The sequence below is a fragment of the Hymenobacter negativus genome (genome assembly GCF_017571495.1).
Classification (GTDB): domain Bacteria; phylum Bacteroidota; class Bacteroidia; order Cytophagales; family Hymenobacteraceae; genus Hymenobacter; species Hymenobacter negativus.
In genome coordinates, this window is record NZ_JAGETZ010000005.1 from 1 (window position 1) to 13,825 (window position 13,825).

Below are 13,825 nucleotides of genomic sequence, written 5' to 3' on the forward strand. Positions count from 1 at the left end.
CCGTGAGCGGCAGCACGGCCTACGTAGCAAACTACAGCGGCAACAGCTTGCAGGTGTTCGACGTGAGCAACCCGGCCGGCCCGGTGCTGCTGAGCAGCGTGAGCACGGGCAGTGGCCCCGTCAGCGTGGCCGTGAGCGGCAGCACGGCCTACGTAGCAAACTACAGCGGCAACAGCTTGCAGGTGTTCGACGTGAGCAACCCGGCCAGCCCGGTGCTGCTGGGCACCGCGAGCACGGGCAGCAGCCCCAGCAGCGTAGCCGTGAGCGGCAGCACAGCCTACGTAGCAAACTACAGCGGCAACAGCTTGCAGGCGTTCAACGTGAGTAACCCGGCTGGCCCGGTGCTGCTGAGCACGGTGAGCACGGGCAGTGGCGCCAACTGCGTGGCCGTGAGTGGCAGCACGGCCTACGTGGTGAGCACAGGCAGCAACAGTTTGCAGGCCTTCAGCGTGAGCAGCCCGGCCAGTCCGGTGCTGCTGGGCAGCGTGAGCACGGGCAGTGGCCCCGTCAGCGTGGCCGTGAGCGGCAGCACGGCCTACGTGGTGAACCAGGGCAACAGCTTGCAGGCCTTTATCTTTTCGCAACCGCAGCGGGCGGTGGTGGTGAACCCGGACGGTTCCATTACCTCGGTGGCCCTGCCTGGTGCGACGGACTTTATCCAGAACCAGACCAGCGTGCAAAGCGGGGCCAGCTTCAACATCGGCGGCAATGGCTACGTGGGCGGCAATGTGGGCATCGGCACCACCACGCCCGGCCAGAAGCTGGAAGTGGCCGGCGGTATCAAGTTCACCGGGACCGGCAGCGTGCTCACCTTCCCCGACGGCACCACCCAGGCCACCGCCGCCAGTGGCAGCGGCACGGCCGACAACCTGGGCAACCACACCGCCACCACCAACATCGGGCTAAACGGCAACTGGCTCAGCAACGCGCGAGGCAACGCCAACGGCATCCGCATTGATAACAGCGGCAACGTGGGCATCGGCACCGCCAGCCCCGGTGCGGGCCTGCACGTGAGCACGGCCGAGAAGACTTCCATCTCGACCAGCAGCGGCGTGTTTTTGTCGGGCGGGGCCTCGGGCAACCCCAACATTGAGCTACGCGGCACCAACGGGGCGGCCTACCTCGATTTCGTGAACGACCTGAGCACCGACTACGCTTCCCGCATCCTCTCGTCGGGCAGCGGCCTGGGCCTGCACACGGGCGGCAGCGCGAGCCCGCGCCTGCTCATTGGCCCCACCGGCACCCTAACCATCAGCAGCCTGGCCGGCACCGGCACCCGCATGCTGGTGACGGATGCCAGCGGCAACGTCAGCACCCAGGCCGTGCCCAGTGGCGGCAGCGGCGGCACGGCCGACAACCTGGGCAACCACACCGCCACCCAGAACCTGGACCTAAGCACCTACAAGCTGGTGGGCAACGGCGGCACCACCGGCCTGGCCATCGGCAGCGGCGGCACGGTGAGCCTGGGCAACCTGGCCGGTACCGGCACCCGCATGGTGACTGCCGACAACAGCGGCAACCTGAGCACGCAGGCCATTCCGGCCGGGGCCGACAACCTGGGTAACCACACGGCCACCACCAACATCGGGCTAAACGGCAACTGGCTCAGCAACGCCCCCGGCAATGCCAACGGCCTGCGCGTTGACGGCAGCGGCAAGGTGGGCGTGGGCACGGCCAGCCCGGTTACTACCTTCGACGTGCGCACCACCGACGCCTCGGCCGCCGTGACGGTGGGCCAGACCGATGGTACGGCCGGGGCCCTGTACCTGGGCAACAGCGGCCACGGCCTGAAACGCAACTACAACGCGGGCAGCAACAACGTGGGCCTCTACACCACGACGGGCAGCGTGTACCTCTCGGCAGCCGGGGCCGACAACGTCAACCAGTTTGCGCTGCTTAACGGCGGCAACGTGGGCATCGGAACGGCTATGCCCAGCCAGAAGCTGGACGTAACCGGCAACACCAACGTGAGCGGCAACAGCTACGTGGGCGGCAACGTGGGCATCGGCACCACCACGCCCAGCCAGAAGCTGGAAGTGGCGGGGCAGGTATTCAGCAGCACCGGCGGCTTCCGCTTTCCGGACAATACGGTGCAAACCACCGCCGCCACCACGGCCACTGGAGCCAGCTTCATTCAAAACCAAACCAGTGCCGACCAGACCGGTGGATTCCGCGTGAGCGGCAGCGGCTACGTGGGCGGCCGGGTAGGCATCGGCACCACGGCCACGCCGGCCGAGAAGCTCGAAATCAGGGACGGCAGCCTGCAGCTGAGTGCCACCGCGGGCACGGCCCAGCCGGTCAGCGTGGGCATCAGCAACAACAGCGGCTCGCTGAACCTGGCCCTAGCCGCCAACACAGGGGAGTATTCCAACCTGGCCCAGCCCGGCGACGCCATCCTGCGCAGCAACGGCGGCAAGCGCCTGGTACTGGCCGGCCGCGACGGCGGCAGCGTGCTGGTGAGTACCGGGGCGGCCGGCAGCGAGGCCGAGCGCCTGCGCGTGACGACGGACGGCAACGTAGGCATCGGCACCACCACGCCCGGCCAGCGGCTCGACGTGGCAGGCAACACCAATGTGACCGGTAACAGCTACGTGGGCGGCAACGTGGGCATCGGCACCACCACGCCCAGCCAGAAGCTGGAAGTGGCGGGGCAGGTATTCAGCAGCACCGGCGGCTTCCGCTTTCCGGATAACACCATTCAAACGACTGCCGCCGGGGCAGCTGGCTTCATCCAGAACCAGACCAGCGCCGACCAGACCGGGGGCTTCCGGGTGAGCGGTACCGGCAGCGTGGGCGGCAACGTGGGCATCGGCACGGTGGCCAACGCTACCAACAAGCTGGCCGTGGTGGGCGGCGGCACGGGGGCCCAGCCCCTGCTGCTGCTGCGCAACCCCAGCGGCGGGGCCGGCAACGGCGTAGCCCTCGACCTGCAGACCTACGACCCCGGTACCAACCCCGGCACGGCCCGCCTGCAGGCCACCGACGACGGCGCTGCCAGCGCCCATATCAGCTTCCTGACCAAGGCCCCCGGCGGAGTGGCCAACGCCCTCACCGAGCGCCTGCGCATTGCCTCCAACGGCAACGTGGGCATCGGCACCACCAGCCCCGGCCAGAAACTGGAAGTGGCCGGGGCCGACGCGCCCTACACCACCACCGGCACGGCCGGGCAGCTGCGCCTGAGCCGCCCCGGCACCAGCGGCGCCAAATGGGCCAATACCGTCGACCTGGCCGTGGGCTCTTACGCCACGGGCGTGAACAGCCAGACCCGCCTCGACTTCAACCTGGGCAACGGGGCCACCGGCGGCACCGACATGACGGCCATGACCTTGCTCGGCAGTGGCAACGTGGGCATCGGCACGACCACGCCCGCTGCCTCGGCCGCCCTCGACGTGAGCAGCACCACCAAGGGCTTTCTGCCCCCGCGCCTCAGCCAAACCCAGCGCGATGCCATTGCCAGCCCGGCCACGGGCCTGGTGATTTACAACCTCGGCACCAACAAGCTCAACGTGTGGAACGGCACCAGCTGGACCGATGCCTACTCCAGTCAGGACCTGGCCCCGGCCAGCGGCACCCTGTTCAGCTACACCGGTGCCGTGCAAACCTACACCGTGCCCGCCGGCGTAACCCAGCTGCAAGCCACGGTGGCCGGCGCCCAGGGGGGCAGCGACGAGTCGCGCCCCGGCCGGGGCGCTACCGTTCAAACCCTGCTGGCGGTAACGCCCGGCGAGGTGCTCAACCTGTACGTGGGTGGTGCCGGGCAGCAAAGCCCTTATGGCTCTGGCGCCGCAGGCGGCTACAATGGGGGCGGCAGCAACCCCTATGGTGGCGGGAGTGGTGGCGGAGCCTCCGATATCCGGCGCGGGGGCACCGACCTGAGCAATCGGGTGGTGGTGGCCGGCGGCGGCGGCGGCGGCCAAGGGTATCCCCAGGACGGGGCCGGTGGGGGTGGCGGCCCCATCGGGGGCGACGGGACCGGCTCGCCTCAGTCGGGCGCTACCCAAACTGCCGGCGGCCTCAATGGCGGCAGCCTGGGCCAGGGAGCCAACGGCAGCTACTTCGCCGGCGGGGGCGGCGGGGGCTACTACGGCGGCGGCACCGGCTCCGCCAACTACGGCAATCAGAGCGGCGGGGGCGGCAGCTCCTGGGTCGACCAGGGCACCACCAGCACCACCACCTACGTGGGCGGCAACCAGACGGGCAACGGCTACATCCGCCTGCTGGCTAGCGGCAGCATCACGCCAACGGCAGCGGTCAGCAGCAGCAACCTGCAAATCCTGCAGCTCACCCAGAGCCAGCGTGACGCCCTGAGCCCCACGGCGGGCCTGCTCATCTTCAACCTCACCACCGGGCGGCTCAACTTCTACAACGGCACGGCCTGGGTGGAGTTCTTTTCGACCACCGAAGACGGCACCCTGCCGGGCGCGGCCCGGTCGTTCTACGCCACCGGAGCCATGCAAACCTACACCGTGCCCGCCGGCGTGACCCAGTTGCGGGTCGATGCGCGGGGCGCGGCCGGGGGCGCCAACCAGCAGTTTACGTATTTCCAGCCGGGCGGCCGGGGAGCCCGCGTGCAGGCCACGATGACCGTGACCCCCGGGCAGGTGCTCAATTTGTTTGTGGGCGGGGTCGGCAATTCATACACCGACGCCACCGCCGGCGTTTCGGTTGCCGGCGGGTTCAATGGCGGCGGCAACGGGGGATACCATGGCGGCGGCCAAGGTAGCGCGGCCGGCGGCGGGGCCACCGACATTCGCCTCGGGGGCACTGGCCCTGCCAACCGGGTGCTGGTAGCCGGTGGCGGCGGTGGTGGCGGCACGCCACAGAATGCCCGCCGGGGTGGGGCCGGCGGCGCTCCCATTGGCGGCGACGGCCAGGGCGGCAGCGGTTACTTCGGCGGGGCCGGGGCCACCCAAACCACGGGCGGGGCCAACGGCCAGGGCGACAACGCGAGCAGTACCAACTATGGCGGCGGGGGGGGCGGCGGCTACTTCGGCGGCGGCGCCCGCACGGGCGGCGGCGGGGGCGGCAGCTCCTACGTGACGCCTTCCGGCTTCAGCAGCGTGCAGTATAGCGTGCTGCCTGATGGCGACGGGGGTAGCATCACCCTCACCCCCGTGGGCACCCTGCCCGCCCCGGCCCTCGACGGCACCAACGTGAGCGGCACCTGGAGCGTGAGCGGCTCCGATGTGTACCGCGCCACCGGCAGCGTGGGCATCGGCACCAGCAGCCCCACGGCTACGCTGGAAGTGAGCGGCAGCAGCAGCACCGTGAAGCTCGGGAGCCTGGCCGGCACCGGCGCCCGCATGGTAACCGCCGATGCCAGCGGCATCCTGGCCACGGCGGCCATTCCGGTCAATGCCGATGCCCAGCAGTTGAGCAAAGCCGGCAGCACCATCAGCCTGACCAATGGCGGCAGCGTGACTGACGCCGACAACCAAGCGCTCAGCATCAGCGGCAGCATCATTAGCCTGACCAACGGCGGCAGCGTGACCGTGCCCAGCTCGGCTGACAACCTGGGCAACCACACCGCCACCCAAAACCTGAACCTGAGTACGTACAAGCTGGTGGGCAACGGCGGCAGCACCGGCCTGGCCATCAGCAGCACCGGCAGCGTGGGCATTGGCACCACGGGCACGCTCAACCAGCCGCTGGTAGTACAGGCCGGCTCCGCCAGCAACAGCCCGCTGCTGGGCTTCTACACCACGGCCGGGGCCGATAAGTATAACTTCAGCCTGCAAGGCGGCGGGCTGAACCTGAGCGAGAGTGGCGTAGCCGGGGGGCGCCTCTTCGTGCAGGATGGCGGCAACGTGGGCATTGGCAACACCAACCCCGGCGCCCGGCTCGACGTGAGCGGCAATGCCAACGTGAGTGGCAACAGCACGGTGAGCGGCCTGCTCACGGCGGGCAGCGCCAGCATCACGGGCAGCGCCAGCATCACGGGCAGCGCCAGCATCACGGGCAGCGCCACGGTGAGCGGCAACGTGGGCATCGGCACCAGCCCCGCCGGCGGCCTGCACATCGACCGGCCCGAGAGCGGCAGCAGCACGGCCCTGGGCGTGCTGCTGGGCGGGGGCAGCAGCGGCAATCCCAGCATCGAGCTGCGCGGCAGCGGCAAGTCGCCCTACCTCGACTTCGTGGAAAACACGGGCCTCGACTACTCCACCCGCCTCATCAGCAACGGCGGTACCCTCAACCTGAACTACGGGGGCACGGCCACCAAGCCCACCAACATATTCAGCGTGAGCGGCGGCGTGCAGGCCACGGCCTTCAACACGGCCTCCGATGCCCGCTTCAAAACCAATGTGCGCCCGCTGGCCAGTGCCCTGGCCTCGGTGCTGGCCCTGCGCGGCGTGCGCTACGAGTGGAACGCGCTGGGCATCCGGCGCGGCGGCACGGCCGGCGCCCCGCAGGTGGGCCTGCTGGCCCAGGAGGTGGAACGCATCTACCCCGAGCTGGTGAGCACCGACGCGCAAGGCTACAAGGCCGTGAACTACGCCCAGCTCACGCCCGTGCTCATTGAGGCCCTTAAGGAGCTGAAGGCGGAGAACGAAGCCCTGAAGCAACAGGCCGCCGCCGACAAAGCCCAGACCACGGCCACCCTCGAAAGCCTCGCCGAGCGCCTACGGGCTCTGGAAGCCGGTGGCGGACAGGCCCGCAAGTAGCGCGGGCTTCTATCCGAATGGCAACGCCTCCAGCTCAAGGAGCAGCAGACTCAGATTGATATCCTCAAGGCCAACACCCCAACCCTGGCCACGTTTGACACCTTCGAGGCGCGGCGGTTGCCCTGTCCGTCCCGGGGGCGTCAGGCGGTGGCCAGGGCAGCAAACTCGGCCAGCACTCCGGCCACAAACTGCTGCTGCGAGGGGCTGAAGGGTTGCAGCCGCGCCAGTTGTTGCTGCCATTGCGTGAGCTGCTCGGCGGCACTAAGCTCGTAGCGCCACTGCGGCTGGCCGTCGACCAGCTCGAGCAGGGGGCCACTCTGCTGCCAAATGTAGGTGAGTAGCTGCTCGTCGCTGGGCAGGCGCAGCAAGCTGGTGCCCTCGTCGCCCACGGCAGCCCGTAGAAAGGTGCCACGGAAGTAGCACAACGTACGGTAACCCTCCTTGTCGGCCGAAAAAAAGGCGTACTCGCCGCTCTTGAGGCTGTCGAGCAATTGCTGGCGGCATTGCGCCACGGTGGCGGGCAGGGAAACAGGAAATGAGTTGTTCATGGGCGGCGGGCCGCGGGTCGGCAGGTTGATAATGAGCGAAGCAGAACCTCACCACGAAGAGATATGCCCGGCCGGGAGTCTGAAAAACCCGGGTAATCGCAGCTATAGCCGGCTACCCCAGGCCATTTGCTTAGGTCGGATTTCCTGGCTGCGATGACTGCTGCACAACTAGGTAATCACCCTTTACTGCGCTGGTTTAGGGTGCGCTCGTAGTCTTCGAAGCGAATCTTGACGATGGCCGACCGGTCGGCGGTACGCAGGATGGCACCTTCGGCCCGGCCGGGGGTGGGCAGGCCCGGCAGCGGGGCCTGGGTGTGGGAAATGTGCTGGCGCAGCCAGTCGAGCACATACTCGTGGCTCACGTCGGAGGAGGCGGAAAAAGGTGCCAGCTGCGGAACGCCTGGCAGGCCAACCTGGGCCAGGTAGGCCGCTAAGCCAGCCGCAGGCAGGAAGGGTTGCCCATAGCGCAGGCCGACCGGCGTTTCCGATTCCCGCCAGGCCGACAGGTCGCGCACGTCGGCCGTCAGCTGCTCGGCGAGGCGGGCCGGGTCGGCAAATACGGCCACATCGAACACGCGAAACCCAACCTGTTCCGGCGGCCCATAGTGCTTGGAGCTAGCCGTGACTTTGCCGCCGTAGAACTCGCCAAAGATGACGGTGAGGGCAGCAGGTTGGCCAGGCAAAGAGTGGTAAACCAGAGAAGGAAGGTGGCCCTGGTCATCGGCCAGCTGCGGAAACACGGTGCGCCGCAAGCCTTCCACAATGCCCACGGCGGGGTCAAATAGCAAGTCGCCGCTAACCGTGAGCAGGTTCTCACGCGAGCCGACCACGTAGGACCCATCCGCAAAGACGAGCAGGCGAGCGCTGGTGCCGTCAATCTTTTCGGTAGCCAGCAGGGACTGGTCGAACAGGGCTGGCGTGGTGAGCACTGGCGTGAGCCGGCCCCGGTCGCCAAGCGCGTGCAGTGTCAGGATGGACGGGTATTTGGTCAGCGTGTTTAGCTGGGGCAATGCGTGAACGGCGGCACGCGCCAAACTGCTAGTGGAAGGGTGCTGCATAGAATTAGCTAAGCGGTGAAGTTAAGCCCGCCGCCGCTGCCTCGCATAAGCTAACGTGACTGGTGCCCAAACAATGTGGGCCAATATTAAGAGCGCATGCCCCGGTCCGGAAAAGCCTTTGCTTTGGAGAGCAGCCATGCTCACCGAAATACCCAAAGCAATGCCGCGCCTAATGTTACAGCCAGGAGCAAGGCTAAGTAGCGAATCCAATGGTCCTTCCGCAGAAGCTTTCCGCAGTAAGCAGTGGCAGCATCTTTTGGTAGAAAGTACCCTCGCCAAGCGTTGTCAGGCGAAGCGAGGGCCCAGGTTTCGTGGCAGGTAGCGCAGTGGTAATAGGCTTCGGGCTGACAGAATCCGGTGGCGTCTGTTCTCACATTTTGCTTAGCAGGTAGCAGAACCCCGTTTAGTTGGTGCTGCAACTGCGATTCAAAAACTGCATAAGCTGCTGCCGAGCCGAACCCGTAGAACCCGTGTGAGAAGCAGTCGTTGCACAAGGTGCCTATTCCTTTACCGACGTAATCACATCTACCAAGCCGTCCTCGCTCACTACCACGGCCAGGCACGGGTACTCGGAGCTCTCCACGTAGCGTAGGCCCGAGTTGTAGCGGGCACCGCGGGTGCTGTCGCCCCGGCCCGAGGCCCGGCCATCGAGAATGACGCCGATGGAGTAGCAGTAACCCTCGGGGTCGAGCAACACGGCCCCGTCGATGCTGGTGACGAGGCGGGTGATAAGCGGCGTGAGCGGCACGGGCTCGATGAGCGTGCACTGCAGCTTGAGGCGGTCAGCTTCGGCCAGGGCCTCGGTGGTGATGACCAGCATGGTGCCGTGCTTCTGCCGGCTGGCTTCGAGCACCACGTCCCAAAGCCGTTCCACCCGGGGAGCATCCATCACGCCAAAGGTGCGCTTGAGGGCGCGGCGGAACTCGGGCCGGCTGAGGCGGGTGCGCGGCAGGCCGGGCAGGCCGTAGTGCGAGCGCATGAGCACATTGCCAGCGTGCTGGAATTCCCAGGCGTAGTGCGTCACGAAGCTGATAACGAACATGTCCTCGCGCACAGCGTCGTAGTGGCCCACCTGGCGGCCCAGGGCGTACACGTTTTCGCCGTCGGCCAGCAGGTGCACGTCGGGCGTAGTCATTTCCAGTAGCTTGCGCACAGCACGGTAGTCCGTGAGCTCGGTGGGGCAGGTGAGGGCGAAGACTTCCTCAATGTTGGGGTGGCCCCGGCGGGCCAGCAGCAGCTTGCCCACACCTTCGGCACCTTCGTAGCGGAGGCTGCTGATGGTGTTGCAGGTGGCAAACAGCTTGGTAACGGACGGGTCGAGCCCCAGAGCCTGGGCGGGCGTGTCGAGGAAGGTTTTACCGGCTGAGCGTAGCACTTCCTCGCTCTCGCGGGGCCGCACAATGAAGCTGGCGCCTGGCTCGGGCTCGCTCAGGGATTTCACCCCTTCCTCGTTGAAGCGGTACATGGCTGCCAGCACCAGCGAAGGCGCCAGGGGCTTGCCGTCGGTGTAGTAGCGGGCGGGGCGCAGGGACGGGTAGGCCCGCAGCGGCTTGCGTTGCAGGCGCAGCACCGTCACCACAAAGTAGCCATTGATTTCAACCGGCCAGCCGGCAAAGTGCTGGTATTGGCCGCTGTGCTCATCCAGTAGGTCGAGGGTTTCCTGCACGGCCGTCCGAATACCCAGGCCCTGGTGCTTGCGCCGCACCATTTCGGGCGTCACGCCGTCGCGCTCCGGGTAGGGCCAGGAGGAAGTGTGCTGAATAACCCGGCCCCGGGCCATGACGTCGGAAAATGCCTCGGCGGGCAGGCCGCAATCTTCCGGCTCCAGGCAGCGGGCGGGCAGGCTGTCGTCGGTGGGCAGGGCCAGCAGCAGTACGAAGGGCTTCAGGTCATCGTCCAGCACATCGAACAGCTCCGTGGCCAGCGTCTGGGCACCCTGACGGTAGCGCACTTGGTGGGGCCATAGTTGGGTGACGGCGGGCGAAGCAACGAGCGGAGACATAGGAAGAATAGGCAAGGAGCAGGAAAAAAGCATGGGTGGGAAGGGTAGGAGGGTAAAAAGGAAAACTCCCCTCCATGTGAGCAGGGGGATGTTCAAGCCGCAACCCGGATGGGGGAGGCCATTGACCGGTTGGCTACTGCATCGTGCGGGGTCGTTCAACCAGGGCAGCCCGCCCAGCTGACGCGAAGTAGTCTACAGCTGGAATAGAACAGGCAAAACCATCTTTTGCTTTATCGGCTTGCCCTGGTACACGGCCGGCTCCCATTTCGGTGCTGCTTTTATCAGGCGCAGAGCTTCTTCGTCGAGACCCGAGCCCATCTTGCGAATCACGCGGGCATCGGTCAGGCTGCCATCGGTTTGCACGATGAACTCAACCATCACCTTGCCCTGAATCTTGCGCTGGCGGGCCAGAGCGGGGTACTTCTGGTTCTTCTCAATCCAGTCGAAAAACACCTGGTTGCCACCCACAGGCTGGGTGGGGCGGTCGGGCGGAATAACGGCGGGCTTGTCGGGGTTGGCCGAAGCGGCAATGTCGGCGGCCGGCGCGGCGATGGGGTTCGTGGCCCCCGGCCGGCTCACCGTGACGGTGCTGCCCGGCGAGAGCACGAACGAAATGGGCACCACCACGCGCTGGCGCACTACCTGGTTGCGCAGGTGCCGGGCGGGCGTCCACTTCGGCCCGCTCTTGATGAGGCGAATGGCCTCGGCATCGAGCTCCGGCGATACCGGGCTTTCCACTTTTACCTCGTTCACGGTGCCGGTTTTCTCCACAATGAAGCTCACCTTCACCGTGCCCTGAATGCCCTTTTGCATGGCCGTGGTGGGGTATTTTTGGTGGCTGGCCAGGAACTGAGCGTAGCGCTCGGTGCCGCCCAGGGGCACGGCCGGCTGGGCCACCGAATCATACACGGTATTGGCCGAGGGCGCGGCCGGCATCTTGCGCTTTTGGGCGTGGGCGCTGAGGGAAAAGAAACTAAAGCCGCCAAGCAGCAGGAGCATCGGGAGTTTCATGCGTAGAGCAGAACGGGACGAGATGGGCGAAAACAGCATGGTTGAGGTTTGAAATAACAAGGCTGCGCCGGCCAAAATAGTGCCGCCGCGCACTGCAAAGAACGGCAGCCGGCCTCCTGTCTGGTTTCGCTTTCTCTTCTGGTTGACGTTCTTTGGCGCGAAATATTTCTACATATCCCCCTTTTCTTCGCATGACCACCGAAAGCCGTGCCCCCGAGCCCGTCGGCTCCTATCCCTACACCCGCCGCGTGGGCAACCTCCTGTTCCTGTCCGGGGTGGGCCCGCGCCAGCGCGGCCAGAAAGCCATTCCCGGCGTGGAAGTGGACGCCGACGGCAACATCCTGCGCTATGACTTTGAGAGCCAGTGCCATGCCGTGTTCCAGAACGTGCGCTACATCCTGGAAGAAGCCGGCGCCCAGTGGGACGACCTCGTGGACGTGACCGTGTTCCTGACCAACATGCAGGACGACTTCCCGGTCTACAACCGCCTCTACGCCGAGTACTTCGCCACCGCCCAGCCCTGCCGTACCACCCTCGAAATCAACTGCCTGCCCACGCCCATCGCCATTGAGCTGAAGTGCATCGCGGAACTGAAGTAGAACTAAATATAAACGCCTGTCATCTTAAGCAACGCGAAGGACCTTATCATACCGGAACAATCGCAGTATCTGCGTAATGATTACTGCAAACTGTTGAAGCGCAATAAGGTCCTTCGCGCTGCTCAGGATGACAGGCGTTTCTTAATTGACCACTACTTCACCACTTCCACCCAGTTCTTGATGGATTTGCGTCCCCCGGTGCAGTCCGTGTACTCCAACTGGTAGTAGTACATGCCCGGCCCGCTGTCGGCAGCCGTCCAACCTGCGTTGGCATCAGTACCATCGTACACCTTGCGGCCCCAACGGCTGAATACCTGCAGGCGGTAGCCCGTCACGTTGGGTAGGTTCGGCTTCAGCTCATCGTTCACTTTATCCCCGTTCGGGGTGATGATGTTGGGGAAAACCAGTGCATCTACCACTTCGAAGCCGGCGGTGCTGGTGCAGCCTGGGCCTGTGGTGTAGGTAATGGTATAGCGGCCCACCGTGGAGGCCGTCAGGTCCACCGCGCCGGTATTAGCATTGATAGCCAGCCCGGCCGGGGCCGTGAATGTGCCGCCGGCTGCAGCCGTTAGCACGGGGGTAGCGCGCGGGCCATTCTTATAGAACGGGGGGCAGGCGTAGCTGAACGTTGGGGCCGGTAGCCCTACGATGACCTGGGTAGTGGCCGTAACGGGGCAGGGCGACGTGACCGTGTAAGTAACCGTGTAGGCCCCAGCCGTGGAACTGGCCAGGTCGATAATGCCCGTAGCAGCATTCAGGGCCAGGCCGGTGGGTGCACTAAATACGCCTCCGAGAGGCAATGCGGCCGGTGAGGCAGTTTGGCCAACTGGGCAAAAGTAGGGTGCATTATACGCCACCGTAGCCGAGGGTACCACGACGTTAATGGTAACCGGCCCCAGAAATACTTGCGTAGTGCCGCAGCTGCCCCGGAAGCGGTAGTTCGTCGTCACCTGCGGGGTGGCGGTATAAGTAGTGGTAGTTGCCCCGGTAATATCAGTCCAAGTCACGCCATTCAGCGACGATTGCCACTGCCCAATGTAGCCGCTGCCCGGGTTGCCCGTGCTTTGCACCGTAAGGGGTACCGCCGTGCCAGGACACACAGTGGTGGTGGCCAGCGTAATAGAGCCCGTTGGCAGCGTGCAGTTGCTGCTCAGCGTCACGGCCATGGCGTTGAATATGTTCAGGATAGCAGCCCCTGCTGGTTGGGTTTTTGCGAACTGGATGCGCTGCACCAGCTTGCCGTAGTTGGATGGCAGCAGCTGCAGCTGGAACTGGTAGATGCGGGGCTCGCCCACCGTATTGTCATACACGTCGGTATCGACGTTCACGCGGCCCAAGTTCTGGACGGCGAAGCCCGTACCCCCAAACCAGTCGGGCACGCTGTTGACGAATGCCTGGCTGGTACCATCGGTAAAAAATACCGTCATGTTCACGGGCGTGCCTAGGGTTTGTCCATTGCCCGAGGCCCCGGCCACCCACACGCTTTGAGTAGATTGTGGCGCGGCCAGGGTTAGCGAACCCGAACTGGACCCTGCGAGGCGCAAGGAATTGTTGCCGGTGTACGCCCCCAACTGAAACGTGAGCCCGGGCGTCATCACACTGCTGATGACGCCATTGGCGGGCAGCGACCGGGTGGGCGCGCCGCTGGTGGGGCTCACAAAGTTGGGGGCTATGTAGGCAAAGCGGTTGCCCGCCACCCCCTGGTCGGCGGGGTTGGTGGTGGAGGAACTGGCCGTGCCCGCGCCATTGGCCACAATATCATCGGTGAAGCCAGTGACGGTGACGGGCGTGTAGGTAGTTTGGGCCGAAGCCAGCCGGGCGCCACATAATCCCAGCACCAAAAGAGCAAAACGGGTAAAACGTGAGGTCATTACAGGGAGGAGAGGAAAGTAAGGGTGGCGCAGCCTCGCGACGCACGCCGGGGGCCGACAACTGAATTGACACA

General features: G+C 65.6%; 7 protein-coding genes. 2 read left to right on the top strand and 5 right to left on the bottom strand.

Annotation, left to right across the window (positions count from 1 at the left end):
* On the top strand, window positions 1-6,662 hold a 6,662-nt coding region (locus tag J4E00_RS12420; protein ID WP_208175490.1), incomplete at its 5' end, for a glycine-rich protein.
* Between the two features lie 140 nt (window positions 6,663-6,802).
* Here J4E00_RS12420 and J4E00_RS12425 read toward each other — a convergent pair.
* The 4 genes from J4E00_RS12425 to J4E00_RS12440 form a co-directional block, all read right to left on the bottom strand.
* Entirely contained in the window at window positions 6,803-7,210 is a 408-nt protein-coding gene (locus J4E00_RS12425; protein WP_208175491.1) for a hypothetical protein, read from the bottom strand.
* 176 nt (window positions 7,211-7,386) lie between these two features.
* A complete protein-coding gene (locus J4E00_RS12430) occupies window positions 7,387-8,268 on the bottom strand; it encodes an RNA ligase family protein (RefSeq protein WP_208175492.1) in 882 nt (293 codons plus the stop codon).
* A gap of 499 nt (window positions 8,269-8,767) precedes the next feature.
* Window positions 8,768-10,270, bottom strand: coding sequence for a diadenylate cyclase (locus tag J4E00_RS12435; RefSeq protein ID WP_208175493.1), 1,503 nt, complete (start codon window positions 10,268-10,270; stop codon window positions 8,768-8,770).
* Between the two features lie 192 nt (window positions 10,271-10,462).
* A complete protein-coding gene (locus tag J4E00_RS12440; protein ID WP_208175494.1) occupies window positions 10,463-11,281 on the bottom strand; it encodes an energy transducer TonB in 819 nt (272 codons plus the stop codon).
* Between the two features lie 191 nt (window positions 11,282-11,472).
* Between J4E00_RS12440 and J4E00_RS12445 the strand changes: the two genes are divergently transcribed.
* Window positions 11,473-11,880, top strand: coding sequence for a RidA family protein (locus J4E00_RS12445; RefSeq protein WP_208175495.1), 408 nt, complete (start codon window positions 11,473-11,475; stop codon window positions 11,878-11,880).
* Between the two features lie 152 nt (window positions 11,881-12,032).
* Here J4E00_RS12445 and J4E00_RS12450 read toward each other — a convergent pair whose 3' ends face one another.
* Window positions 12,033-13,751 carry a gliding motility-associated C-terminal domain-containing protein gene (locus J4E00_RS12450; RefSeq protein ID WP_208175496.1) on the bottom strand — a complete coding sequence of 573 codons (1,719 nt, stop codon included), beginning with the start codon at window positions 13,749-13,751 and terminating at the stop codon, window positions 12,033-12,035.
* Window positions 13,752-13,825 lie beyond the last annotated feature (74 nt).